This is a genomic window from Rhodobaculum claviforme (assembly GCF_016653255.1).
GTDB lineage: Bacteria > Pseudomonadota > Alphaproteobacteria > Rhodobacterales > Rhodobacteraceae > Rhodobaculum > Rhodobaculum claviforme.
This window is the reverse complement of the sequence record NZ_NHSD01000324.1, coordinates 1-24,788: the sequence shown is the minus strand read 5'-3', so window position 1 is coordinate 24,788 and position 24,788 is coordinate 1. Positions and strand designations below refer to the sequence as shown.

Annotated in this window: 28 protein-coding genes and 1 pseudogene; 5 read left to right on the top strand and 24 right to left on the bottom strand. The window is 70.1% G+C overall.

Annotated features, from left to right (window positions below; translation table 11 throughout):
• The 3 genes and pseudogenes from CCR87_RS16050 to CCR87_RS17765 all read left to right on the top strand — a co-directional run.
• A partial coding sequence (locus tag CCR87_RS16050) for a PfkB family carbohydrate kinase (protein ID WP_242512069.1) occupies nucleotides 1–428 on the top strand: 428 nt, incomplete at its 5' end.
• A gap of 196 nt (nucleotides 429–624) precedes the next feature.
• On the top strand, nucleotides 625–825 hold the full coding sequence (locus CCR87_RS16045) for a hypothetical protein (protein WP_201158552.1): 201 nt from the start codon (nucleotides 625–627) through the stop codon (nucleotides 823–825).
• A pseudogene (locus tag CCR87_RS17765) lies at nucleotides 795–941 on the top strand (hypothetical protein); the annotation flags it as partial. The gene CCR87_RS16045 and the pseudogene CCR87_RS17765, both read left to right, overlap by 31 nt.
• Before the next feature lie 275 nt (nucleotides 942–1,216).
• Here the strand turns inward: CCR87_RS17765 and CCR87_RS17390 are convergent.
• Together CCR87_RS17390 and CCR87_RS16035 are read right to left on the bottom strand one after the other, a co-directional pair.
• A complete protein-coding gene (locus tag CCR87_RS17390; RefSeq protein WP_242512068.1) occupies nucleotides 1,217–1,732 on the bottom strand; it encodes a hypothetical protein in 516 nt (171 codons plus the stop codon).
• Nucleotides 1,733–2,030: 298 nt separating this feature from the next.
• Nucleotides 2,031–3,698: an NAD+ synthase gene (locus CCR87_RS16035; RefSeq protein ID WP_201158550.1), complete on the bottom strand. Its 1,668-nt coding sequence runs from the start codon at nucleotides 3,696–3,698 to the stop codon at nucleotides 2,031–2,033.
• 335 nt (nucleotides 3,699–4,033) lie between these two features.
• On the opposite strand from CCR87_RS16035, the gene CCR87_RS16030 reads away from it, so the two are divergent.
• Nucleotides 4,034–5,413 (top strand): MORN repeat-containing protein, encoded by a 1,380-nt coding sequence (locus CCR87_RS16030; protein ID WP_201158549.1) that lies wholly within the window; start codon nucleotides 4,034–4,036, stop codon nucleotides 5,411–5,413.
• Nucleotides 5,414–5,437: 24 nt separating this feature from the next.
• Here the strand turns inward: CCR87_RS16030 and CCR87_RS16025 are convergent, their stop codons facing one another.
• From CCR87_RS16025 to CCR87_RS16015, 3 genes are all read right to left on the bottom strand, one after another.
• Nucleotides 5,438–5,794: a hypothetical protein gene (locus CCR87_RS16025; protein WP_201158548.1), complete on the bottom strand. Its 357-nt coding sequence runs from the start codon at nucleotides 5,792–5,794 to the stop codon at nucleotides 5,438–5,440.
• A 72-nt stretch (nucleotides 5,795–5,866) separates the two neighbouring features.
• Nucleotides 5,867–6,568 carry an HAD family hydrolase gene (locus CCR87_RS16020; RefSeq protein WP_201158547.1) on the bottom strand — a complete coding sequence of 234 codons (702 nt, stop codon included), beginning with the start codon at nucleotides 6,566–6,568 and terminating at the stop codon, nucleotides 5,867–5,869.
• 16 nt (nucleotides 6,569–6,584) lie between these two features.
• Complete coding sequence (locus CCR87_RS16015; RefSeq protein ID WP_201158546.1) at nucleotides 6,585–6,866, bottom strand: DUF3572 domain-containing protein; 282 nt, start codon at nucleotides 6,864–6,866, stop codon at nucleotides 6,585–6,587.
• Between the two features lie 174 nt (nucleotides 6,867–7,040).
• Here CCR87_RS16015 and CCR87_RS16010 point away from each other — a divergent pair, with 174 nt between their 5' ends.
• Entirely contained in the window at nucleotides 7,041–8,474 is a 1,434-nt protein-coding gene (locus CCR87_RS16010) for a diguanylate cyclase (RefSeq protein ID WP_201158545.1), read from the top strand.
• Between the two features lie 67 nt (nucleotides 8,475–8,541).
• On the opposite strand, the gene CCR87_RS16005 is transcribed toward CCR87_RS16010, so the two are convergent.
• The 19 genes from CCR87_RS16005 to CCR87_RS15915 all read right to left on the bottom strand — a co-directional run.
• Entirely contained in the window at nucleotides 8,542–9,006 is a 465-nt protein-coding gene (locus tag CCR87_RS16005) for a PTS sugar transporter subunit IIA (RefSeq protein WP_201158544.1), read from the bottom strand.
• A gap of 93 nt (nucleotides 9,007–9,099) precedes the next feature.
• The gene (gene hpf / locus CCR87_RS16000) at nucleotides 9,100–9,675 is read right to left on the bottom strand and encodes a ribosome hibernation-promoting factor, HPF/YfiA family (RefSeq protein ID WP_201158543.1); all 576 of its coding nucleotides are present in this window, start codon (nucleotides 9,673–9,675) and stop codon (nucleotides 9,100–9,102) included.
• 48 nt (nucleotides 9,676–9,723) lie between these two features.
• The gene (locus CCR87_RS15995; protein WP_207186673.1) at nucleotides 9,724–11,028 is read right to left on the bottom strand and encodes an RNA polymerase factor sigma-54; all 1,305 of its coding nucleotides are present in this window, start codon (nucleotides 11,026–11,028) and stop codon (nucleotides 9,724–9,726) included.
• Nucleotides 11,029–11,043: 15 nt separating this feature from the next.
• Nucleotides 11,044–11,802, bottom strand: a complete 759-nt coding sequence (gene lptB, locus CCR87_RS15990) for an LPS export ABC transporter ATP-binding protein (protein ID WP_201158541.1) — start codon at nucleotides 11,800–11,802, stop codon at nucleotides 11,044–11,046.
• Nucleotides 11,799–12,302 carry an LptA/OstA family protein gene (locus CCR87_RS15985; protein ID WP_201158540.1) on the bottom strand — a complete coding sequence of 168 codons (504 nt, stop codon included), beginning with the start codon at nucleotides 12,300–12,302 and terminating at the stop codon, nucleotides 11,799–11,801. The genes lptB and CCR87_RS15985 overlap by 4 nt, the downstream gene beginning before the upstream one ends.
• Before the next feature lie 2 nt (nucleotides 12,303–12,304).
• Nucleotides 12,305–12,928, bottom strand: a complete 624-nt coding sequence (lptC, locus tag CCR87_RS15980; protein ID WP_207186672.1) for an LPS export ABC transporter periplasmic protein LptC — start codon at nucleotides 12,926–12,928, stop codon at nucleotides 12,305–12,307.
• A gap of 37 nt (nucleotides 12,929–12,965) precedes the next feature.
• Entirely contained in the window at nucleotides 12,966–13,583 is a 618-nt protein-coding gene (locus CCR87_RS15975) for a ribonuclease D (RefSeq protein ID WP_201158538.1), read from the bottom strand.
• Nucleotides 13,580–15,250: a ribonuclease J gene (locus CCR87_RS15970; RefSeq protein WP_201158537.1), complete on the bottom strand. Its 1,671-nt coding sequence runs from the start codon at nucleotides 15,248–15,250 to the stop codon at nucleotides 13,580–13,582. Before CCR87_RS15970 ends, CCR87_RS15975 begins: the two co-directional genes overlap by 4 nt.
• Nucleotides 15,247–16,020: a type III pantothenate kinase gene (locus tag CCR87_RS15965; RefSeq protein ID WP_201158536.1), complete on the bottom strand. Its 774-nt coding sequence runs from the start codon at nucleotides 16,018–16,020 to the stop codon at nucleotides 15,247–15,249. Before CCR87_RS15965 ends, CCR87_RS15970 begins: the two co-directional genes overlap by 4 nt.
• Before the next feature lie 17 nt (nucleotides 16,021–16,037).
• On the bottom strand, nucleotides 16,038–16,712 hold the full coding sequence (locus CCR87_RS15960; protein WP_201158553.1) for a biotin--[acetyl-CoA-carboxylase] ligase: 675 nt from the start codon (nucleotides 16,710–16,712) through the stop codon (nucleotides 16,038–16,040).
• 67 nt (nucleotides 16,713–16,779) lie between these two features.
• On the bottom strand, nucleotides 16,780–18,219 hold the full coding sequence (gene nuoN, locus CCR87_RS15955; RefSeq protein ID WP_201158535.1) for an NADH-quinone oxidoreductase subunit NuoN: 1,440 nt from the start codon (nucleotides 18,217–18,219) through the stop codon (nucleotides 16,780–16,782).
• 10 nt (nucleotides 18,220–18,229) lie between these two features.
• Nucleotides 18,230–19,771: an NADH-quinone oxidoreductase subunit M gene (locus CCR87_RS15950; RefSeq protein ID WP_201158534.1), complete on the bottom strand. Its 1,542-nt coding sequence runs from the start codon at nucleotides 19,769–19,771 to the stop codon at nucleotides 18,230–18,232.
• Nucleotide 19,772: 1 nt separating this feature from the next.
• Nucleotides 19,773–21,737, bottom strand: coding sequence for an NADH-quinone oxidoreductase subunit L (gene nuoL, locus CCR87_RS15945; protein ID WP_201158533.1), 1,965 nt, complete (start codon nucleotides 21,735–21,737; stop codon nucleotides 19,773–19,775).
• 4 nt (nucleotides 21,738–21,741) lie between these two features.
• Nucleotides 21,742–22,047 carry an NADH-quinone oxidoreductase subunit NuoK gene (gene nuoK / locus CCR87_RS15940; RefSeq protein ID WP_201158532.1) on the bottom strand — a complete coding sequence of 102 codons (306 nt, stop codon included), beginning with the start codon at nucleotides 22,045–22,047 and terminating at the stop codon, nucleotides 21,742–21,744.
• A 40-nt stretch (nucleotides 22,048–22,087) separates the two neighbouring features.
• Nucleotides 22,088–22,705 (bottom strand): NADH-quinone oxidoreductase subunit J, encoded by a 618-nt coding sequence (locus CCR87_RS15935; protein ID WP_201158531.1) that lies wholly within the window; start codon nucleotides 22,703–22,705, stop codon nucleotides 22,088–22,090.
• Nucleotides 22,706–22,729: 24 nt separating this feature from the next.
• Nucleotides 22,730–23,221, bottom strand: coding sequence for an NADH-quinone oxidoreductase subunit NuoI (gene nuoI, locus CCR87_RS15930; protein ID WP_201158530.1), 492 nt, complete (start codon nucleotides 23,219–23,221; stop codon nucleotides 22,730–22,732).
• 1 nt (nucleotide 23,222) lies between these two features.
• On the bottom strand, nucleotides 23,223–23,369 hold the full coding sequence (locus CCR87_RS15925; protein WP_201158529.1) for a hypothetical protein: 147 nt from the start codon (nucleotides 23,367–23,369) through the stop codon (nucleotides 23,223–23,225).
• Nucleotides 23,370–23,404: 35 nt separating this feature from the next.
• A complete protein-coding gene (nuoH, locus tag CCR87_RS15920; protein ID WP_201158528.1) occupies nucleotides 23,405–24,442 on the bottom strand; it encodes an NADH-quinone oxidoreductase subunit NuoH in 1,038 nt (345 codons plus the stop codon).
• A gap of 220 nt (nucleotides 24,443–24,662) precedes the next feature.
• Nucleotides 24,663–24,788, bottom strand: a 126-nt coding sequence (locus tag CCR87_RS15915; protein ID WP_201158527.1) for a hypothetical protein, incomplete at its 5' end; no start/stop codon positions are given.

Genomic DNA, 24,788 nt, shown 5'->3' with positions numbered 1-24,788 from the left:
ATCCCCCGGCGGTGCTGCGCATGGACGACGCCGAGGCCGAGGGCGTCGCCGGGCGCACCCTGCCCGCCCCCGCCGACACCGCCGATTTCGCCGCGGCCTTGGTCGCGCGCGGCGTGGCAAGGACGGTGGTGATCGCGCGGGGCGCCGACGGCAACGTGCTGGTGCGCGACGGCCTGCGCCTGCACTGCCGCCCCCCCAGGGTCGAGGTTCTCAGCAAGGTCGGTGCGGGCGACAGCTTCATGGGCGCCTTCACGCTGGAAATCGCCGGGGGCGCCGACGGCGAGAGCGCACAGGGCCCCGACTGGGCACAGGCCCTGCGGCGCGGCACGGCGGCGGCGGCGGCGGCGGTGATGACCCCGGGCACCGAGCTGTGCAGCCGCGCCGACACCGACCGGCTGGCCCCGGAGTGCCACCTGACAGAGATCTGATCGCACCACCGACCCTGCCCCGCCGCCCCCCTGTCCTGCCCGCGCAACGCCGTGCCAGCGGTGGTGGCGGGACATGTTCTACGCAGAGGCGGTTGGGCACGGGCGCCGGAACCGCGTGTTGAACGCTCAACATCGATCGGTCCGCTGCGTCGGCGGCGACACCTGCATCGCACGGAGCCGCAACCGGGCCTGAGCGGTGCCATCGCCACGCCCGGCCGTCGAGGACCTGGTGGCGACGATGGAGCGTGAGCCGGTCGAACGGGAACAGCGCCGGGCGATGTCGGAGACGGTCGCCCGGTCGAGGGTCGACCCGCCGGGCGCCCTCGCGCCGCAGGGCCGCAGCCCGATCCTGCATTGCGCGCAGCTGTGCGCCGACGCGGGTCAGGTCCCCGCCTGATCGACACAAGGACGCGCGAGCTGACGCGGGTGTGCTCGGGGCAGTCGACGTCACCGGCGGTGGCCGTTCTGGTGCAGCGCATCGCCGAGGGGCGGGCCATCCTCGGGGCGGGGTGCAGGATCAGCCACGCAGCGGAATGGCCCGAGGCCTTCCGCCATCAGCCCGGCGACGGGTCGATCCACGCGGACGCTGCGCGGGGCGCACCGCCTGACCGGGGTCCCGCGTCAGGCCGGCATCGACGGCGGCGAGGGCTGAGACTGGATCCATCCCCCGCCGACACGCGACGACATCTCGAACACAGGGACCCTCAGGGGCTGCGGGAACATCAGCCTGGCGCCCCAGGCGGTGGTCGGCTCCATCCCCCGGACCAAAGCCTCCGGCGCGGCCGACGTCAGCATGCGCCCCGCCGTCGCGCCGCCCCGCCGTCGACGAGGTCCACCTTCCAGCCGGCGGCGTCGGGGTCCGGTGGAACCTCGGCCAGGCGCCAGCCGTCGGCCGAGAGCACCCGCGACCGGCGCACCCGGCCGAACACAAGGTCGCCCGGCGCGCGCGGGCGGCGAAAGGGCCGCTGCACATGCGCGGCGGAGAACGGGCACAGGCCGGTGCCCACCACCGCGAAGGACACCTGGCGCAAGACCGGTTCAGCGGGACCACGCCGGAGCCGATGCGGAAAGACGCGCAGACGCACCTCGCCGGCGTGACGCGGGAGTGCCTCGACGGCGCCGAATTCATCCGCCGCCACGACGGCGCCGACACACTGGTCGCTCTCGATCCGCCCCGTTCGGGCTCCGAGGGGGATGACGGCGAGGCCCGCTTCACCCGCGCTGGCGTCTCCCGGATGGCTGAGGCGCTGGCGGCGGTCCGTGGCCGGCTCCGGATCTCGACCAACGATGCATCGCAAATCCACCGAATCCTTGACCGGTTCGGGATCGCCGCGACGCCCACCACCCACAACGCCGGCGATAATGCGAGCGGCAGAGGGGAAAGAGCCAAGCTGATCCTCGCCAACCGGGCCCGCAGCGACGACCTGCTCCCCTCGGCGAGCCTTCGGCTTGTCTGCGAGGCTCGGCCAACAAGCCCACGAGGGTGCGAAGACGTCACATGCGCGAAATGCGCAATCCGGGTGTGGCGCCACAACGGGGCGCCGCCGCCGAGGGGGCTCGATGCCCCCGACGGCGGCGACCCCGGGCGGTGCCGCGGACCCCTTACGGCCGGTCACGCCAGCGGTTGACCATGGGATAGCGGCGGTCCAGCCAGAACGCCCGCGGACTGATGCGCGGCCCCGGCGCCGACTGGAACCGCTTCCACTCGGACGTGAGCACCAGCGCCTCCACCCGCTCCACCGTCGCGCGATCGAACCCCTGCGCCACCAGATCGGCCACGCCCACATCGCGCTCCACCAGCCCCTCCAGGATCGCATCCAGCACGCCGTAGGGCGGCAGGCTGTCCTCGTCGCGCTGCCCCTGCGCCAGCTCGGCCGAGGGCGGCTTGGTGATCACCCGCTCCGGCATCACCGCCCCCGCGGGCCCCTTCATCCAGCCCCGCGCCTGCGCATTGCGCCAGCGGCAGGTCTCGAACACCCGCGTCTTCAACAGGTCCTTGATCGGGTTGTAGCCGCCGTTCATGTCGCCGTAGATCGTGGCGTATCCCACCGCGACCTCGGACTTGTTGCCGGTGGTCAGCAGCATTGCGCCGAACTTGTTCGACATCGCCATCAGCAGCGTGCCGCGGATGCGCGATTGCAGGTTTTCCTCGGTCACGTCCGGTGCCATCCCCTCGAACACCGGTGCCAGAACCGCCTCCAGCGCCGCGCGCGGCCCCTCGATGGGGATGGTGTCCAGACGGATACCCAGCGCGCGTGCCACCGCCTCGGCGTCCTCCATGCTCTCGGGTGCGGTGAAGCGCGACGGCAGGCGCACCGCGCGCACCCTGTCCGGGCCCAGCGCATCCACCGCGATCGCCGCCACCAGCGCCGAATCGATCCCCCCCGACAGCCCCAGCAGCACCGAGCCGAACCCCGACTTGCCCAGATAGTCGCGCGTTCCCTCCACCATCGCGCGGTAGTCCTGCTCCACCGTGTCGGGCAGCGCCGCGCGCCCCCCCTCCACGGCCCGCCAGCCATCGGCGGTTTCGGTGAAGTCGACATGCGCCACCGCCTCGTCGAAGGCCGGAAGCTGCACGGCCATCCCGCCGCCGGGGTTCAGCACGAACGACGCGCCGTCGAACACCTGGTCGTCCTGCCCACCCACCATGTTGACATAGACCAGCGGCAGCCCCGTCTCGACCACCCGCGCGACCATATGCGCCAACCGCACGTCATACCGCCCCCGAGCGTACGGCGAGCCGTTGGGCACCACCAGCAGCTCCGCCCCCGTCTCGGCCAGCGCCTCGGCCACGTCCGGGTGCCAGGCGTCCTCGCAGATCGGCGAGCCGAGCCGCACACGGCCCACCGCATAGGGCCCGCAGATCGGCCCTGGCGCGTACAGGCGGCGCTCGTCGAACACATCCTCGTTGGGCAGGTGATGCTTCAGGATCATCGCCCGCACGGCCCCGCCCGCCAGCACGGCCCAGGCGTTGTGGCGCCGCCCGCCCTGCATCACCGGCAGCCCGATGCCCAGCGCGGGGCCGTCGGCACAGGCCGCCGCCAGCCGGTCCAGATGCGCGCGGGCGTCGCGCAGGAACGCCGGGCGCAGGACCAGATCCTGCGGCTGGTAGCCCACGAGGAACATCTCCGGCAGCACGACCATGTCGGCGCCCGCCGCGCGCCCCTCCTCCCAGGCCGCGCGGGCCTTGGCGGCGTTGTGCGCCAGCGCCCCCACGGTGGGGTTCATCTGGGCGAGCGTCAGGCGCAGGCGGCGCGGGTCTGCGGGCATCGGGCGACCTCCGTCGGGTGCGGCGCGGAAACGGGCGGCAGGGGGGCGACGCGCGCCTCCGCCCCCCGCCTCCTTAGCAGCTTGCCCGGCGGGGAAAAGCCGTGCGCTGCGGTGGGGCGGCCGGCACCGCCGCGACACCGTTCGCCCTGCGCCGCAGCGGGCCGCGCGCTTGCGCGGACGGCCCCCGTGACCTAGTCTGGGGACCCGATCGGACAACGCCGCCGTGCGCGCCCGCGGACAGGATGCGAAAGGTTTTGGCAATGATCGCCCGACACCACGGCCACATGCCCCGCCGGTGGGCTCCGCCCCGGCGCCGGACGGGGACGCGTCGGGCCGTGCTGCTGACCTCGGCGCTGGTGCTGGCGGCGGGGGTGACGGCGCAGACGACGGGCGATGTGCACATCCGCCAGTTCGACGACGGCGGCACCTATGAGGGCAGCTTTCGCGACGGCCTCAAGCATGGCCAGGGCACCTACCGGCTGCCCAACGGGTTCGAATACACCGGCGACTGGGTCGACGGAGAGATGACCGGCCATGGCATCGCCCGCTACCCCAGCGGCGCGGTGTTCGAGGGCAGCTTCCGCCAGGGCCGCCCCCACGGCAGCGGCCGCATGACGTTTGCCGACGGCGCCGTCCACGAGGGCGCCTGGCAGGACGGCGCCATGACCGGAGAGGGGGTCCTGCGCGATGCTGCGGGCGTCGTCTATACCGGCGGGTTCCTGGACGGGGCGCGCCACGGACACGGCGTGATGGAGGGGCCGGGGACCTACCGCTATGAGGGGGGCTGGGACAACGGCGCCAAGACCGGGACCGCCCGCATCACCCACGCCGACGGCGCCACCTACGAGGGCGAAATCCTTGACGGGGTGCGCCATGGCCCGGGCATCCTGACACTTGCCACCGGAGAGGTGTTCGAGGGCACCTGGCAGGACGGCCTGCTGGAGGGGCCCGGCATGCAGCGCCTTGCCACCGGCGAGGCGTACCGCGGCATGTTCCGCGCCGGGATGCGCGACGGCGATGGCGTGCTGACACTGGCCGACGGCACCATCCACGAAGGCAGCTTTGCCGAGGACCTGCGCCACGGTCCCGGACGCATGACCGCCCCCGACGGATCGAGCCTGCACGGCACCTGGATCGCCGGGCGGGTCGACGGCGAGGCCCGCGCCGTCTACCCCGACGGCGCGATCCACGAGGGGGTCTGGCGCGATGACCTGCCGCACGGGCCGGGCACCCTGACCCTCGCCGATGGCACCGTCATCGAGGCGCAATGGCAGGCCGGTGCGATCACCGGGCCGGGCACCGTGCGCTTTGCCTCCGGCGCGGTCTACGAGGGTGGCCTCGACGGGGGGCAGAAGCACGGGCACGGCGTGCTGCGGATGCCCGACGGCGCCAGCCACGAGGGGCAATGGCGCGCCGGGCGCCGCCACGGCGAGGGCACGGCCCGCCATCCCGACGGCACCGTCCATCGCGGCGCGTTTCGCGACGATCTGCCCCACGGCCCCGGCGTGCTGGAGGCTCCCGGCGGCTTTCGCTACGACGGCACCTGGGTGGAGGGCCGCATGGAGGGCACGGGCCAGCTCCGCTATGCCAGCGGCGACACCTATGAGGGTGGCATCCGCGACGGGCGGCGCCACGGCCCCGGCGTCCTGCGCTATGCCACCGGCGAGGTGCTGGAGGGGCTGTGGGAGGACGACGCCTTCGTCGCCGCCGACTGAGCGGCGCCGCGCATCACGCGCGGCTCAGAGATCGAAGAACCCGCCGAAATCATCGAAGATCCCGTCCCCGGACGCGTCAATGTCGGCCGCGTCGATCGCCGCGATGTCGGCGGGGTCGAGGCCCATCCCCTCGGCCACCTCGGAAAAGGCGCGCTGCATCTCGCCCGACAGGGTCAGCCCGCCAAGCACACTGCCCAGCCACGCGCCCCCGGCCACCGCCAGCCCCATGCCCAGAAGGCCGGGACCGCCCGAGGGCTGTGGGCGCGCCGGACCGGAGGCCGCCGTCGCCTCCAGCAGATGCAGGCGCCCGATGAGGTCGGGGTTGCCCGACTCGAGGATCTTCTTGCGGGCCGCTTCGGCGCGGCTGGCGGTGTCGGACATCGGCCCCCTCCTGTCTTGGCTGTCCCGAAGATAGGCACGCGCGCGCCCTGCGCCAAGCACTGCCCCCCCAACTCAGCCCGCGCGTCGGTCCAGCCAGCCCGGCAGATGGCCGATGTCGGGCAGCACCGCATCGGCCAGCGGCGCCAGCGCCTCGGTCCGCGCGGGGCCGGTCAGCACACCCAGCGTGCGCATGCCCGCCGCGCGTCCCGCCAGCAGGTCGTGGCGGCTGTCGCCGACCATCACCACCGCGCCCGGCGCCAGCCCCATCGCATCGGCGAATCCCAGCAACATCCCCGGGCCGGGCTTGGCGCCGTAGCCGCTGTCGAACCCCGCGATGAAATCGAACGCCGCGCCGACGCCGCTGCTGGCCAGATGCGCGCGGGCCGACGCCTCGGTGTCGTTCGTGGCCACCCCCAGCCGCAGGCCGCGCCCGCGCAGCCCCGCCAGCAGCGGCGCCAGCGGCGCGGCCTCGACCAGCGGCGCGGCGGTGGCGGCCTGCGACATCCGCGCGATCAGCGCCGCGCGCGGCAGTTGCGGCAGCAGTGGCGCGATCAGGTCGGCGGCCTCGTCCGAAGTGCCTGCGATGACCGGGCTTGCGGGATCGAAACAGCCCCGCGCGGTATCGAACCCGATCGCCGCCGCCAGCCGCGCCGCCAGCCCCCCGTCCCCGTCCGACAACGCCGCGATCAGGTCGCGCGTCCAGGCGCCCCAGGTCGCCTCGAAGTCATAAAGCGTGCCGTCCTTGTCAAAGATCACCCCGAGGATGTCGCCCATGCCGCCCCCTGTACGCTCAGGTCCAGTGCGGCAGATCACCCCCCGGCAGGGCCGCGCGCGCCCGCGCCACGCGGTCCGGCGCCACCCCCTCGGCCGCGGCGAACGCCAGCACCCATTGATCGTCCATCAACACGAAATCGAGGACCGCCGCCAGCGTCTCGGGTTCGGTGGCCCGCAGGCGCAGGTCCTGTGGCGACAGCCCCGAGGCGCCGAGGAACGTCTCTGCCAGATCCGCCGGACCCATCAGCCAGGCCAGCGCCCGCAGCGCCACCGTCTCGGCAATTTCCCGCTCAGCCATTCGCCGCCTCCGCCCGCCCCTCCGGGCTTGAAAGGAATTGTTAATGTCTTTGGTAACACATTGTATCAACTCCGGTGCAACCCCTGCCGCGGCCCGTGATCGCCCGGCGAACCGCGGCGGGGGGGTCCGCATCGGTACGGCGCACCCGCGCCAGCCCAACCGCCGGAGGTCTCGATGACTGGCACCGTGCTCATCGTCGACGATGTGGCCACCAACCGCATCGTGATGAAGGTCAAGATGGCGTCGGCCTGCTACGACACGCTGCAGGCGGGCGACGGGACCTCGGCGCTGGCGCTGGCGCGCAGCCGGCGGCCCGATGCGATTCTGCTGGACATGAACCTGCCCGATCTGTCGGGGATCGAGGTCTGTCGGCAGCTGAAGGCCGATCCGGTCACCGCCGACATTCCCGTCATCATCGTCACCACCTCGCGGGACGGGGCGGCGCGGCGCGATGCGTTGCGCGCGGGGGCGGATGACTTCCTGTCCAAGCCGGTGCGGGAGACGATCCTGATGGCGCGGCTGCGCAGCCTGCTGCGCGCCCGCCAGAACGAGGCGGAGCTGCGCCTGCGCGACGGGACCAGCCGCGCCTTCGGGCTGGCCGAACCCGGCGCGGCCTTCACCACCCAGGGCACCATCGCCCTGATCGCCGCCCAGGCCGATACCGCGCTGGCCTGGCGCCGGGCGCTGGCGCCGCATGTGTCCGACCGGCTGGTGATGCTGCGCCCGGCCGCCGCGCTGACCGCCACCGGACCCGCGCCCGAGGTATATCTGATCGCCGCCGACCTGGCGCATTCGGGCGACGGGTTGCGGCTGATGTCGGAGCTGCGCTCGCGCGGGCCCAGCCGGCACGCGGCGGTGTGCATCGTGCTGCCACCGGCCGCCGACGGCGCACGCGCCGACACGACCGCGGCCATGGCGCTGGATCTGGGCGCGGCCGACCTGCTGCCGGCCGATTTCGACCCCGAGGAAACCGCCCTGCGCCTGACCGCACAGTTGGAGCGCAAGCGCCGCGCCGACCGGCTGCGCGACACCGTACGCTCGGGGCTGCGGATGGCGGTGACGGACCCGCTGACGGGGCTCTACAACCGCCGCTATGCGCTGCCGTATCTGGCACGGATGGACGAACGCGCGCGCCAGACCGGGCGCAGCTATGCGGTGATGGTGCTGGACCTCGACCGGTTCAAGGCGGTCAACGACACCTTTGGCCACGCCGCGGGCGACGCCGTGCTGGCCGAGGTCGCGCGGCGGCTGCTTGACAACCTGCGGCCCGTGGACCTGGTCGCCCGGATCGGCGGCGAGGAGTTCCTGGTGGCAATGCCCGATGCCCATCTGGCCACCGCCCGCGCCGCCGCCGAGCGGCTGTGCCGCGTGGTCGAAGCGCAGCCGGTGACGCTGCCCTGTGGCCCGGACGGCCCCGGCGGTTCGGTGGGCGTGACGGTCTCCATCGGGCTGAGCATCGGCGGGACGGGCCCTGCCGATCCCCCTCCGGGCGGGCCGGGATTGCAGGGCGATCCGGTGGCGGGTGTGCTGGGACGGGCGGATTCGGCGCTGCTTGCCGCCAAGGCGGCGGGGCGCAACAAGGTCACGGTCGCGCTGAGCGCCGCCTGACCGACCGGGCGGCCGCGCCGACCCGGCCCGCCGGGCGCAGCACGCCCCCCCGGAGGGCCGGGGGGGATCAGGCGGCCTTGCTCGTTTCACCCTCGGTCAGGATGGCATGCAGCGTCACCGGATCGGTGTTGGCCCGCAGCTTGGCGCAGCGCCCCGCGTCCCGCATGGTGCGGCTGACGAGGGCAAGCGCCTTGAGGTGCTCGACCCCGGCCTCGCGCGGGGCGAACAGCGCAAAGATCAGATCGACCGGCTGGCGGTCCACCGCGCCGAACTCCAGCGGCCGTTCGAGCCGGAAGAACACCCCGCAGACCCGCGACAGCCCGTTGACCCGCGCATGCGGCAGCGCGATGCCGTGGCCCACGCCGGTCGGGCCGAGGCTTTCGCGCTCCTGCAACGCCTCCACGGCGTGGCCGGGGTCCACGCCATGCAGCGCAGCCACGGCCTCGGCCAGATCCTGAAACAGGCGTTTCTTGCTGGTCAGATGACCCACGACCCGGATCGCAGCCGGTGTCACAAGGCTGGAGATCTGCATGCAGCGCTCCCGAAAGATGCAGGGCCGGCATGCCCGTCGGGAATGCCGGCCGTTATGTCGATTGCCCGCGCCCCGGCGCGAGCGGAAGCGGGGTCAGGCGGTTTCCTGCGGATCGATCCAGCCGATGTTCCCGTCATCGCGCCGGTAGACCACGTTCACACCCCCGTGGCGCTCGTTGCGGAACACCAGAACGGGCGATTCGGCCAGTTCCATCTGCATGACAGCTTCGCCGGCAGACAACTTGGGGATGCGCATTTCCATTTCAGCAATGATGATGGGTTGCAGACCCTCGGGCTCGGGGGTGTCCTCGCCCTCGGATCCCGCCAGCACATATCCGGCGCCGCCGCCGAATTCAACCGGCTGTGAACGCACCCTGTGGTGATCCTTGAGGCGGCGCTTGTAACGGCGCAGCTGCTTTTCCATCTTGTCGCGGCAGGCCTCGAACGCGGCATAGACCTCGCTGGCCTGGCCGCGCGCCTGGGCGGTCAGGCCACTGGGCAGGTGCACCAGCGTCTCGCAGACATACATGTGGGCATCGCGCGAAAACACCACAGTCGCGTCGGTGGGGGTCTGGGCGTATTTCTCCATGACGGCGGCAAGGCCATCGGTCACGTGGGTCTGAAGGGCGCTGCCGATGTCAATCTGCTTTCCGCTGATCTGGGTGCCCATGATGCCTCCTCCGGTTGTGGGTGCGCGCGGCCCTCCGATCCTGCGGGATCATCCCCGCCCGGACGGCGTCGCGCGCGGACGTGCCGAACGCCTGCGCCGGAACGATGACGGCACGCGCATCCAGTCCCGGTATTTGGCGACAGTTCGCCGGGCGATGTCAATTCCCTCGGCCGCCAGCGCGCGCCGCAAGGCCTCGTCGGACAATGGCGCGTGGGGGGGTTCGGCGGCGATCATCCGCGCGATGCGGCGCCGCACGGCAAAGCCCGCCAGCGCCGGGCCGTCCGATTGTGGCAGCGGCGCGGACAGGAACGTCGACAGCGGGATCAGGCGGCCGTCCAGCGCCAGGCTCTTGCCCGCCACCGCACGTCCCACGGTGGACGGGTGCAGATCCAGCCCCGCGGCCACCGCGCGCCGGGTCAGCGGGCGCAGATGCTCGGCCCCGTGCGCCAGGTATTCGGGCTGCGCGGCCACCAGCCAGGTCCCGATGCGCTGCAGCGTCGCGCCGCGCGCGCGCAGCCCCGCCAGCAGCGCCTGGGCGCGGGCGCGGGCGGCCGCGGCCTCGGGGGTGGCCGGCGTCTCGGCCATCAGCCGGGGATCGAGGCGCAGCATCGGCCGTCCCGCATCCGCCAGCCGCACCGAGACCGCGCCATCGCCCCCGACCTCGGCGACCAGATCGGGCACCAGGGCGGGCGCCTCCTGCGCGGCGTCGGGCACGAGGGGGTGGGCCACCAGCGTCGGCAGCCACGCCGCGATCCGCTCCAGCTCGGGCCGCGGCAGGGCCAGCGCCGCCTCCAGCCGCCGCCAGTCGCGGGCGACGAAACCTTCGAGATCGGCCACCACGGCCGACGCGGTGGCGCGCGCCAGCCCCCGATCGACCAGTTGCAGGGCCAGACACTCCGGCAGGCCCCGCGCGCCCACGCCGGGGGGATCGCAGGCCTGAAGCGCGGACAGCCCCTCTGCCAGCAGCGCCTCGGGCACGCCAAGCGCCGCCGCGATCTCGGCCAGCGGGGTGTCGAGATAGCCGTCCTCGCGCAGCTCTGCCGCCAGATGCTCGGCGGCGGCGCGCACGGGCGGCGCGAGCGGCATCTCACCGATCTGCGCGCGCAGGCGGTCCAGCGCACTGGGCCGGGCCACCACGCTGTCGGCGGCCACCCCGGTGCCCGCGGCGGGACCCCGCAGCCGGATGTAGGGGTTGTCGGCGGCCTCGCGCATCAACTCGGCGTGCAGCTCGGCGGCGGGCAGGCGCAACAGCGTCAGCGCGGTCTGCATCGCCGGCGCCAGCGTCGTGCGCTGCTGCAGCCTGGGCGCAAGGGACTGGCGCACCCCCCCCTGTGGCGTGCGGCGCGGCGCCATCATCCGGCCCCGCCGTCAGCCGAGGCGGAACCCCTCGCCCAGATAGACGCGGCGGACCTTCTCATCGCCCACGACCTCCCTCGGGGTGCCGGACATCAGCACGCCGCCGTCGTGCAGGATATAGGCACGGTCGACGATTTCCAGCGTCGCGGACACGTTGTGGTCGGTGATCAGCACGCCGATCCCGCGCCGCCGGAGGTCCGACACCAGGCCCCGGATGTCGCCCACCGCGATCGGATCCACCCCGGCAAAGGGCTCATCGAGCAGCAGGTACTTGGGGTTGGCGGCAAGGCAGCGCGCGATCTCCACCCGGCGGCGCTCGCCGCCCGACAGCGCCAGCGCGGGGGCGCGGCGCAGATGGGTGATGGAGAACTCCGACAGCAGCTCCTCCAGCCGGTCGAGGCGGCGGCGGCGGTCCCGCTCGGCGATCTCCAGCACCGCGAGGATATTGTCCTGCACGTTCAACCCGCGAAAGATCGACACCTCCTGCGGCAGATAGCCGATGCCCATGCGCGCACGGCGGTACATCGGCAGGCCGACGATCTCGGTCCCGTCCAGTCGAACGGACCCGGCCTCGGGCGACACCAGGCCGGCAATGGCATAGAAGCACGTCGTCTTGCCCGACCCGTTGGGGCCCAGCAGCGCCACCACCTCGCCGCGCCCCAGATCGAGGCTGACGTCGCGGATCACGGGGCGCTTGCGATAGCTCTTGCGCAGATGGCGCACATGCAACCCGGCCGCGCCATCGACCACACGGGGCGCGGCCCGGCTCATGGCGTGCGTCCGGGCTGCAACAGGGTGCGCACCTGTCCCTCCATCCGGCCGGTGCCGGTGGCAAGGTCGATCACCAGACGATCGCCCGCCAGAACATTGCCACCCTGGAGCAGCAACACGTCGCCACTGATCGTCACCTGTCCGCTGTCGAGATCATAGACCGCCTCGGCCCCCTCGGCGACCTCCTCGGGGGTGGTCAGGATCACGTTGCCCGACGCGTTCATGGACGAGATCCGGCTGCGCGCCCCCTCGCCCCCCTCGGCATAGTCCACCCGCAGGCGATCCGCCGCCAGCCGCATCGCGCCCTGCGCCACCAGCACCTCGCCGGTGAAGATCGCACGGCCGGACTGCTGGTCGACATCGAGCGCAGCGGCCACGATCTCCACGGGGTCGTCGCGATCGACCTCCAGCCCGGCAAAGGGGACCTGGGTCTGGGCGGTCAGGCTTGCGGGCATCACGAGGCACACCAGCACGGCCAGCAGGCAAAGGGGGCGGGGCATGGTCACTCTCCGGGTTCGGGCTGGTGGATCAGGCGCACGCCGCCCTCGAATCGCAGCTGGTGGGTGGCGGGGCCGCCGGGCACCGGCGTCAGGGTCAGCGCCATCGCGCCGGCATCGATCCGCCCCAGCGGCCCGTCGGCCTGCACCGGGCCGGGGCTGCGAGCCGAACTGCGGTCGAGCGCGATCAGCATCCGTTCGCTGCGCAGGGTATAGCCCGAACCGTCGGTCATGGTGACCGCACCGGCCAGCGTCATCATCTCGGCCGCGCCATCCACGGTCGCACGCCGCGCCGTCAGGTGGTTTTCGCGACCATCGGGGGCGGTCAGCCGCGCGGTGACGTCCTCGGCCTCGGTCTGTTCGCGCCCGCCGGCGGCGATGCGCAGGGTGGCCGCCGTCATCTCCACCTCGGTGCCGTCCACGGTGACACTGCTGAGCCGCGAGGCCAGGATCCGCGGGTCGCGCGCAAGATCCTCGGCATCGACCGCAGCCGTCGGGACCGCGCGCGAGGGGTCGATCTCGCGCGACAGCAGGAACAGCATGGACAGCAGCACGACCGAGGCCAGCGGTAGCACCAGGCGCAGCCCTGCCACCGTCCGGCTGTGCCAAAGCCCGGCGCCGTATGCCATTGCGTCCCCCTTGCGCGGCCCCGCCCCGGCCCGGCCGTCAATGGGCGAAGATGTCCACCTCGGGCCACCCGCCAAGGTCGAGCGCCGCCCGCGTCGGCAGGAAGTCGAAACAGGCCTGCGCGATCTCCGTGCGCCCCTCGCGGGCCAGCATGCCCTCGAGCGCCGCCTTCAGCCGATGAAGATAGAGCACATCCGACGCGGCATAGGCAAGCTGCGCCTCGCTCAGCGTCTGCGCCCCCCAGTCCGAGCTTTGCTGCTGCTTGGAGACATCGACCGCGCACAGCTCGGACAGCAGGTACTTCAGCCCGTGCCGGTCGGTGTAGGTGCGCACCAGCTTCGAGGCGATCTTGGTGCACCACACCGGGCTGGTGTCCACCCCCAGCCCCGAACGCAGCGCCGCCACGTCGAAGCGGGCAAAGTGGAACAGCTTCAGCCGCGCCGGGTCCTCCAGCAGCCGCGCAAGGTTCGGTGCATGGCGCTGGCCCTGCGCGATCTGCACCAGATGCGCGGTGCCGTCCCCCGACGACAGCTGCACCAGGCACAGCCGGTCGCGCAGGGGATTGAGGCCCATCGTCTCGGTGTCCACCGCCACGACCGGCCCGAGGTCGAGATCCTCGGGCAGATCGCCGTGGTGCAGCGTGACGCGCCCGCTCATTCGTCCGACAGGCGGCTGATGACCACCGTGACCTCGGGCTTCTTGCCGATCTCTTCCATGCAGAGCTGGCGCACGACGCGGCGCAGGCCGTCCTCCAGCGCCTCGTCGTCGGCCCGGGTCTTGCGGCCGGCGCGCCCGATGTAGTCCGACAGCTGCGACTCCAGCATGTCCACCAGCGGCGCGCGGGAGCGGCCGCGCTCGGCCAGGCCGCGCATCTCGCACCACGGATCGCCGAGGGTGTCGTCCTCCTCCAGGATCAGGGTGACGGTGACATGGCCGTTCATCGCCATGCGCAGACGGTCGCGCACGATGCCATCCATCGCCCCGTAGATCACGTTGCCATCAAGGTAGAGCCGCCCGGCCTCCACCTGTTCGACCTCGCGCGGGACCTCGCCGGTGACGTCCATCATGGTGCCGTTGACCACCACCGCGGTGGCGATGCCGGCATCGGACGCAAGCTTGGCATGGGCGCGCAGCATCCGGTGCTCGCCGTGGTTGGGCAGGATCATGTCGGGCTTGAGCAGCGCGTGGATCCTCTCCAGATCCGGGCGGTTGGCGTGCCCCGAGACATGGTAGCGCGAGGTGGAATCGTCCACCACATCCACCCCCATCTCGGAGAACGCGTTGATGATCGCCAGCACGCCGCGCTCATTGCCCGGAATGGTCTTGGAGGAGAACAGGAACAGATCGCCCTCCCTCAGCTGAAGCCCCAGGTAGCGCCCGCGCGACAGCTGCGCCGAGGCCGCGCGCCGCTCGCCCTGGCTGCCGGTGACGATCAGCATCAGATCGCCGCCCGGGGTTTCCGCCGCGCGTTCGGACGGGATCAGCGGCGGCATGTCGCTCAGGATGCCGGTCTCCTGTGCGACGCCGATCATGCGCTGCATCGCCCGGCCCAGCAGGCAGACCTGCCGGCCCGCGTCATGCCCGGCCTGCGCCAGCGTCTTCACCCGCGCCACGTTGGACGCGAACGTCGTCGCCACCACCATGCCGGGGGCGGACTTCACCAGCTCCGTGATCGGCCCCTTGAGGGTCGATTCCGAGCGCCCCGCATGGGGCACGAAGACATTGGTGGAATCGCACACCAGCACCTTCACGCCCTCATCGCCGATGCGGGCAAAGACGGCCTCGTCGAACCGTTCGCCCACCACAGGATCGGTGTCGAGCTTGAAGTCCGCCGCATGCACGATCCGCCCCGCGGGCGTGTCGATGAGAAGCGCCGCGGTTTCGGGGATCGAATGGCTGATCGGCACGAAGGAGACCTTGAAGGGACCGACCTCGACCACCTCGGGGTGGGCGCCGACGATGTGCACCTTTTCGGTGGGCTGGCCCTGCTCCTCCATCTTCATCTGCGCCAGACGGCCGGTGAAGCGGCGGGCATAGACCGGCGCGCGCAGCCGCGACCACAGATGCGCCAGCGCACCCACATGGTCCTCGTGGGCGTGGGTGATGAAGATTGCCTCCAGCCGGTCGGCGTTCTCGGCCAGCCAGCTGACGTCCGGCAGCACCAGATCGACACCGGGGGCATTGTCCATCGTCGGGAAGGTCAGCCCCAGATCCACAAGGATCAGGCGTTCCTTGCCGGGGGCACCGTAGCCGTACACATAGGCATTCATGCCCACTTCGCCCGCCCCCCCGAGGGGCAGGTAGATCAGTCGTTCGCGGCTCATGGGGTATCCTTGTTGAAGTCGTGAATGATGCGCAGCCCGTGCATCGTCAGCTCGGGCTCGATGGCGTCGAAGAGGTCCTCGCCAGAGGCAAATAAGGGCGCGAGGCCGCCCGTCCCGATGACACGCATCGGACGGTCGCGTTCCTCGCGGATGCGGGCACAGATGCCGCCCACCAGGCCGACATAGCCCCAGAAGATGCCCGACTGCATGCAGGCCACCGTATTGCGGCCCACCACCGTGTCGGGGCGGGTGACATCGACATGCGGCAGGGCGGCGGCCGCCATGTGCAGCGCCTCCATCGACAGGTTGACGCCGGGCGCGATCACCCCGCCGACATAGGCCCCGTCGGACGCCACCACGTCAAAGGTTGTCGCGGTTCCGAAGTCCACCACGATCAGGTCGCCGCCATAGAGATCGTGTCCCGCAACGGTGTTTACAAGCCGGTCCGGGCCGACCTGGGTGCCGGCGTCCACGCGGACCTCCACCGGCAGGCGGCACTCGGGCTTGCCCACCACGAGGGGGCGGCAGTCGAAATAGCGGTTGCACAGCACGCGCAGGTTGAACACCACCCGCGGCACGGTGGACGAGATGATGACGGCGTCCACCGTCGCCTCGATCTTCTGCAAGGCCATCAGCGAGGACAGCCAGACATAATACTGGTCCGCCGTGCGCTGATGCTCGGTCGCGGTGCGCCATGTCGCCACGAACTGCGTCCCGTCCCAGAGCGAAAAGACGGTGTTGGTGTTGCCGCAATCAATGGCCAGAAGCATCCACACTCCCCTCCGGGTCAGAAGAACACCTCGCCCGCGGGAACAAGCCTGCGGCCCTGTGCGGTGGCCAGCACCAGCGCGCCGCCGGGGTCCAGTGTCTCGAACACGCCCGACAGCGTCTCGCGCGTGGTGCGCGCCGTCACCCTCTGGCCCAGCCGCGCCGCGCGCGCAAGCCATTCCGCCCGGATCGGGCCGAAGCCCGCCGCCTGGAACTGCGCCTGGCGGGCGGCAAAGGCGGGCGCGAGACGGTCGAGGAACGCCTCGGCCATGACCGTGTGCCCGGTCGCGCCCAGCAGGCTGACGGGCGGGACCGCCTCGGGCTCGGGCGGCGGCGCGGCGGCCAGGTTGACGCCGATGCCGATGGCCAGGCGGGTGACGGCGGCGCCCTGCCCCATGCTCTCCAGCAGGATGCCCGACAGCTTGCCGTCGTCCAGCAGCACGTCATTGGGCCATTTCAGTGCCAGCCGGTCGGGCGCGACCAGTCCCGACAGCGCATCATGCAACGCCAGCGCCGCGACGAAGCTGTAAAGGGCCGCCTGCGGGGCGGGCGCCCGCAGCGGCAGTGCCAGCGTGGCCGCGAAATTTCCACCAGGATCGACCCAAACCCGACCACGCCGCCCCCGCCCCGCCGTCTGGCGCAGCGCGAGGATCCATGTCGGGCGGGCGGGGGCGCGGGCGGCGGCTTCGGCCATGGTGCTGGCGGCCTCGGCCAGCACGATGCGGTCGACGCCGGCCGGCCAGACCGGAACGGCGGCCAGGTCAGTTGACAAGGGCGGTCGCGGCGGTGGTGGCAAACGGCTCGATCCCGAACAGGTTGATGACCCCCACCACCATGATCACCGCCGAGGCACCCAGCAGAACCAGCGGCACCGGGGCCATCTTGCCGTCGAGCGGCTCCCCCTCCTCGCCGAAGTACATCAGATAGACGATGCGGAGGTAGTAATACGCCCCGATCACGCTGGCGAGCACCCCGGCGATGGCAAGCCACGTCATGTCCGCGTCCACGGCCGCGCGCAGCACCCCGAACTTGCCGAAGAAGCCCAGCAGCGGCGGCACCCCGGCCATGGAGAACATCAAGATCAGCAGCGCCAGCGCCTTGGCCGGCTCGCGACGCGAATAGAGGTTCAGGCTCGCGATCTCGGTGATGTGGCGCCCGCCCCGCTCCATCCCGAGGATGAAGGCGAAGGTGCCGATGTTCATCACCACATAGATCGCCATGTAGACCATCGTCGCCTGCACGCCGATCGCCGTGCCCGCCGCCAGCCCGACCATCGCAAAGCCCATGTGCGCGATCGACGAATACGCCATCAGCCGCTTGATGTCGCTCTGCGCCAGCGCCGTGATGGAGCCGAGGAACATCGAGGCCACCGCAAGGAACGCCACGATCTGTCCCCAGTCGCCCGGCACGCTGCCAAATGCGTCATGCACCAGCCGCGTCAGCAGGATCACCGCCGCCACCTTGGGCGCGGTGGCAAAGAACGCCGTGACCGGGGTCGGCGCGCCCTCGTACACATCGGGGGTCCACATGTGGAACGGCACCGCCGAGATCTTGAACGCCAGCCCCGCCAGCAGGAACACCAGCCCCACCAGCAGCCCCAGCGGCATGTCGCCGTCGGCGATGGTGGACAGGATCCCCGCGAACTGCGTCGTGCCCGCATAGCCATAGGTGATCGACGCGCCATACAGCAGCGTGCCCGACGCCAGCGAGCCGAGGATGAAGTATTTCAGCCCCGCCTCGGTCGACTTGACGCTGTCGCGGCGCATCGCGGCGATGACGTAAAGCGCCAGCGACTGAAGCTCCAACCCCATGTAGAGCGCGATGAGGTCGGAGGCCGACACCATCAGCAGCATCCCCAGCGTCGCCAGCGTGATGAGGATCGGATACTCGAACCGCATCAGGTCACGCTTGGTCAGATAGTCCTGCCCCATCACCATCACGGCCGCCGCCGAGGCCAGGATCACGATCTTGGCAAAGCGCGCAAAGGCGTCATTGATGAACAGCCCGTTGAACGCCATCCGGCTGCCGGCGGGCGACAGCCCCACCCACATCGCCATCACGAGGAACAGCGCGGCCGTGCCCCACATGATGGGCGCCGCGATCCGGTCCTGCCCGAACCACGCCCCCACCAGCAACGCCCCCACCGCCCAGGCGGCAAGTGCGATCTCCGGCAGCGCGGTCATAAGGTCGGCGGGGGTCATGCGGGCGCCCTCATTGCTCGGCCAGACGGGTGGCGGGGTCGAACGCCGCCACCGCCGTCTGCATGTCGGAAACCAGCACTGCCACGGCAGGGCCGGTGATGTCGGTCACGAGGCTGGGATAGATCCCCAGCAGGATCGTCATGGCCACGAGCGGGGCAAAGATCGCCTTTTCCCGCCGGTCCATGTCGGTGATGGTCTTGAGGCTGGCCTTGATCAGATCGCCGAACACCACCCGCCGATAGAGCCACAGCGCATAGCCCGCCGACAGGATCACGCCGGTCGCGGCCACGAACGCCACCCAGGTGTTGACCTGGAACACGCCCATGATCGTCAGGAACTCGCCCACGAACCCGCTGGTCCCCGGCAGGCCCACATTGGCCATGGTGAACAGCAGGAACACGGCGGCATAGGCCGGCATCCGGTTCACCAACCCGCCATAGGCCGCGATCTCGCGCGTGTGCATCCGGTCGTAGATCACCCCCACGCACAGAAACAGCGCGCCCGAGATGAACCCGTGCGAAATCATCTGGAAGATCGCCCCGTCCACGCCCTGCTGGTTGGCCGCGAAGATCCCCATGGTCACAAAGCCCATATGCGCCACCGAGGAGTACGCGATCAGCTTCTTCATGTCCTCCTGCATCAGCGCGACCAGGGAGGTGTAGACGATGGCGATGGCCGACAGCCACAGCACCAGCGGCGCAAGCATGTCCGAGGCCACCGGGAACATCGGCAAGGAAAACCGGATGAAGCCGTAGCCGCCCAGCTTCAGCAGCACGGCGGCCAGCACCACCGACCCGGCCGTCGGCGCCTGCACATGCGCATCCGGCAGCCAGGTGTGCACCGGCCACATCGGCATCTTCACCGCGAAGGACGCAAGGAACGCCAGGAACAGCAGCGTCTGCAACCCGCCCACGACCTGCCAGCCCGCGACCTGGATCGTGGCCGCGCTGAACTCATGCTCCAGCAAGCGCACGATATCGGTGGTGCCCGCGTCGACATACATGGCGATCATCGCCACCAGCATCAGCACCGAGCCGAGGAAGGTGTAGAGGAAGAACTTGAACGCCGCGTAGATCCGCTCCTTGCCGCCCCAGATTCCGATGATCAGGAACATCGGGATCAGGCCCGCCTCGAAGAACAGGTAGAATAGCACCAGGTCCAGCGCCACGAAGACGCCGATCATCAGCGTCTCCAGCACCAGGAAGGCGACCATGTATTCCTTGACCCGGTGCGTCACGCCCCAGCAGGCCGCGATGGTGATGGGCATCAGGAAGGTCGTCAGCATCACGAACAGAACCGAGATGCCGTCGACGCCCAGCTTGTAGGTCAGCCCGAAGATCCACTCCCGCTCCTCGACGAACTGAAAGCCGGGGTCGGTGCGGTCGAACTGGAACAGCAGGATCAGCGACACCACGAAGGTGGCCGAGGTGGCGATCAGCGCCAGCCACTTGGCGTTGCGCTGCGCGTCGGCGTCCTCGCCGCGCAGGAAGGCCGCGAGGATCAGGCCCGCAACCAGCGGCGTGAAGGTGATGATGGACAGAAGGCTCGTCATCTCAGTTCGTCCCCGTCACGAGCATCACGTAGAAGACCAGCGCCAGGATCCCCACCACCATCGCCAGCGCGTAGTGGAAGATGTAGCCGGTCTGCGCCCGCACCGAGAGGCGGCTGAAGAACGGCACGATCCCCAGCGCCAGCCCGTTGATGCCGCCGTCGATCACCGCGCCGTCGCCCTTTTTCCACAGGAACCGTCCCAGCGCCTTGGCCGGGCGCACGAAGATCATCTCGTACAGCTCGTCGAAGTACCATTTGTTGAGCAGGAACAGATAGAGCCACCGCTGCTGCTGCGCGAGGCGCCCCGGCAGGTCGGGCTTCTGGATGTAGAACACCCACGCAAGCCCCAGCCCGCCCAGCATCGCGACGAACGGCGACACCTTCACCCAGGCCGGGACGTAATGCGCGTCGTCCAGCACCGTGTTGTCCGGCGCCATGAAGATCGAGCCCGCGAACCAGGCGTTGACCTCGGCGATGGAGCCGAAGAACGGCCCGTACCAGATCATGCCCGCAAACACCGAGCCCACCGCCAGCACCCCCAGCGGGATCAGCATGACGTTGGGGCTTTCATGCGCATGGGCATGCGTCTTGGCGTCCCCGCGCGGCGCGCCCCAGAAGGTCATGAACATCAGCCGCCAGCTGTAGAACGAGGTCATCGCGGCGCCCACCACCAGCGTCCAGAACACCACCGTCGGGCCGCCGGCATAGGCGCTCTCGATGATCGCGTCCTTGGAGATGAACCCGGCGAAGCCGATGCCGGTCAGCGGGATCCCCACCCCGGTGATGGCCAGCGTGCCGATCAGCATGGCCCGGAAGGTCCAGGGGAACTTGTGGCGCAGCCCGCCATAGTTCCGCATGTCCTGTTCGTGGTGCATCCCGTGGATGATCGAGCCCGCGCCGAGGAAGAGCATCGCCTTGAAGAAGGCATGCGTGAACAGGTGGAACATCGCCACCGAATAGACGCCCACCCCCGCGGCCACGAACATGAAGCCCAGCTGCGAACAGGTGGAATAGGCGATCACCCGCTTGATGTCGTTCTGCACCAGACCCACGGTCGCGGCAAAGAACGCCGTCGCGGCACCGATGGCGGTGACGAACATCATCGCCTCCGGCGCGTACTCCATGATGGGCGACATGCGCACCACGAGGAACACGCCCGCGGTGACCATGGTGGCGGCGTGGATCAGCGCCGACACCGGCGTCGGCCCCTCCATCGCGTCCGGCAGCCAGGTGTGCAGGAACAGCTGCGCCGACTTGCCCATGGCGCCCACGAACAGAAGGAAGGCGATCAGGTTGGCGGCGTTCCAGTCGGTCCACAGGAACCGCACGGTGGTCTGCGACAGCGCCTCCCTTTCGGCGAAGATCACGTCGAACTGGATCGAGTCCACGAGGAAGAAGATCGTGGCCAGCCCCAGCAGCAGCCCGAAGTCGCCCACCCGGTTGACGACGAACGCCTTGATGGCGGCGGCATTGGCCGAAGGCTTGCGGTAGTAGAACCCGATCAGCAGATAGGACGCGACGCCCACCCCCTCCCAGCCGAAGAACAGCTGCAGCAGGTTGTCGGCCGTCACCAGCATCAGCATCGCGAAGGTGAAGAACGACAGATAGGCAAAGAAGCGCGCGCGGTACGGCTCGCCCTCGCGCCAGTTGTCGTCATGCGCCATGTAGCCGAAGGAATAGAGGTGCACGAGCGCGGACACCGTCGTGACCACCACCAGCATCACCGCCGTCAACCGGTCGAGCCGGATTGCCCAGTCCGACGACAGCGTGCCCACGTCGATCCAGCGCAGGATCTGGATGGTGCGCCCCTCGCCGTCGAAGGTCAGGAAGATGACCCAGGACAACAGCGCCGCCAGCCCCACCAGCGCGGTCGCCACGATCTGCGCGGGCCGCTCGCCCATGATCTTCCAGCCGAAACCCGCCAGAAGCGCGCCGATCAGCGGCGCGAACAGGATGATCTGCGCCATGCCCTCAGCCCCTCAGCACGTTGACGTCTTCGACCTGGATGGTGCCGCGGTTGCGGTGGTAGCACACCAGGATCGCCAGACCGATCGCCGCCTCGGCCGCCGCCACCGTCAGGATGAACAGCGAGAAGATCTGCCCCCCGAGGTCGCCCAGATAGGCCGAGAACGCCACCAGGTTGATGTTGGCCGACAGCAGGATCAGCTCCACCGACATCAGGATGACGATGATGTTCTTGCGGTTGAGGAAGATCCCGAAGACGCCGATGACGAACAGTGCCGCCGCGGCCACCAGATAGTGCTCGATCCCGATCATGTGTCCCCCCGGCCTCTGCGGGCCGTCCGTTGTCCCGGTCTCAGCTCAGGCCCTGGCCCGGCTTCACGTCCTTGAGTTCCATCGCCTTGGCCGGGTCGCGCGCCATCTGGCGCATCGGATCCTGCCGCTTGATCCCCTCGCGGTGGCGCAGCGTCAGCACGATCGCCCCGATCAGCGCCACCAGAAGGATCAGCCCCGCCGTCTGGAACAGCAGGAAGTACTGATCGTACAGCAGCATCCCCAGCGCCTTGGTGTTGTGCATGCCCTCGGCCGTGGGCATCGGCGCGTCGCGCAGGCTGCGCGCCTCGGGCGCCGAGGTCCAGGCGCCATAGGCCAGCGCCAGCTGCATCAGCAGCACCACCCCGATCAGCGCCGCCAGCGGGAAGTATTTGGACATGTTCGCCTTCAGGCTGGCGAAGTCCACGTCCAGCATCATCACCACGAACAGGAACAGCACCGCCACCGCGCCCACATAGACGATCGCCAGCAGCAGCGCGAGGAACTCCGCCCCCAGCAGGATGAACAGCCCCGCTGACGACAGGAACGCCAGGATCAGCCACAGCACCGAGTGCACGGGGTTGCGCGACACCACCACCAGAAGGGCGGCGGCGATCATGGTCACGGCAAAGCCGTAGAAGGCAAGCTCGGGCACTCCCATCGGGGCGGCTCCCTGGTTGCGCGCTCAGCGGTAGGGCGCGTCGATCTCGAGGTTGCGGGCGATTTCGGCTTCCCAGCGGTCGCCGTTCTCCAGAAGCTTCTGCTTGTTGTAGAACAGCTCCTCGCGGGTTTCGGTGGCGAACTCGAAGTTCGGACCCTCCACGATGGCGTCCACCGGGCACGCCTCCTGGCAGAAGCCGCAGTAGATGCATTTGGTCATGTCGATGTCGTAGCGCGTGGTCCTGCGAGAGCCGTCCTCGCGCGCCTCGGCGTCGATGGTGATGGCCTGGGCAGGGCAGATCGCCTCGCACAGCTTGCACGCGATGCAGCGCTCCTCGCCGCTGGGATAGCGGCGCAGGACGTGCTCACCCCGGAAGCGCGGGCTGAGGGGCCCCTTCTCGTGCGGATAGTCCAGCGTCTGCTTGGGCGCCACGAAATACCGCAGCCCCAGACCGAAGCCCTTGATGAAGTCCGCCAGCAGGAAATAGCGGATGGCGCGGCCCATATCGATGCCCATGTCAGCCTCCCTTCTGGGTGTCGGTGCGGCAGGTCGCGGATGCGCCCAGCCCCGGCAGGATGGCGTGCAGCGCGCGGACCTCGGCGCGCAGGGCGGCGAGGTCGTCGCCCTTGCGGTGCTGCGCGGACGGCTGGCTTGCGGCTTGCATCGCGTCTCTCCCTCGGCGGTCGGCGGGCTGCATCCTCAGCCCCCCACGGCCCAGCGGGCATAGGCCCCGCCGAACAGCTCGAACTTGGCCAGAAAGGCCACGATCACGACCCACGTCAGGCTCAGCGGAAGGAACACCTTCCAGCCGATGCGCATCAGCTGGTCATAGCGGTAGCGCGGCACGATCGCCTTCACCATCGCGAACATGAAGAAGAACACCGCCATCTTGGCCACGAACCAGAACGCCCCGTCCGGCAGCCCGGGAATGGGCGACAGCCAGCCGCCGAAGAACAGCAGGCTCATCAGCGCGCACATCAGCAGGATCGCGATGTATTCCCCCGCCAGGAACAGCAGGAACGGCGTGGAGGAGTATTCCACCATGAACCCCGCCACGAGTTCGGACTCCGCCTCCGGCAGGTCGAACGGCGGCCGGTTGGTTTCCGCCAGCGCCGAGATGAAGAACAGCACCACCATCGGGAAATGCGGCAGCCAGTACCACGAGAAGATCCCGTAGGCGCCGTCCTGCGCCGCCACGATCGCGCCAAAGTTCATCGAGCCGGTGGAAATGATCACCCCGATGATGATGAGGCCCAGCGACACCTCGTAGCTGATCATCTGCGCGGCCGAGCGCAGCGAGCCGAGGAAGGCGTATTTCGAGTTCGACGCCCAGCCGCCCATGATGACGCCGTACACCTCCAGCGAGGAGACGGCGAAGACGAACAGGATCGCCACGTTGATGTCCGACAGCACCCAGCGCTCGTTGAACGGAATCACCGCCCACGCCATCACCGCCAGCACGAACGAGATCAGCGGCGCAAGGAAGTACACCGGCCGGTCGACACCGGCGGGAATCACCACCTCCTTGACCACGTATTTCAGCGCGTCGGCCACGGTCTGCAGGATGCCGAAGGGGCCGACCACGTTGGGCCCGCGCCGCAGCTGCACCGCCGCCCAAACCTTGCGGTCGGCATAGACCAGGAACAGCAACGAGATCATCACGAAGCCCAGCACCAGCAGGCTCTGTGCCAGGATCACCAGCGCGATCCCCGTCCCCGTTTCGAGAAAATCAGCCATGCCTCGCCTCAGCCTCCCAAGCGCCCGGACCGCGGCCCCCGCCCGTCTGGGGCGAGGTCCTAGCCCCCCCCGCCCATGCCGCCGGTGTAAACAGCATCCGGGCGGAGGTTTCCAGTCCCGTTGTATACCTTCGTGCGCAATTTACGCGCCAAAACCGGAACCCCGGACCCCTCAATACCGCATGTGGCCCGCAACGCCATAGCGGCGCGTGGGACCGCGATCACTCCGCCGCCATCGGCGGGGCGTTGCGCGCCCGCGCCTGCGCGCTCAACTCCGCCATCAGCTGCGAGGCGCGCGCGATCGGGTTGGTCAGGTGGAAATCCACCACCCCCGAGGCAAACGCCCC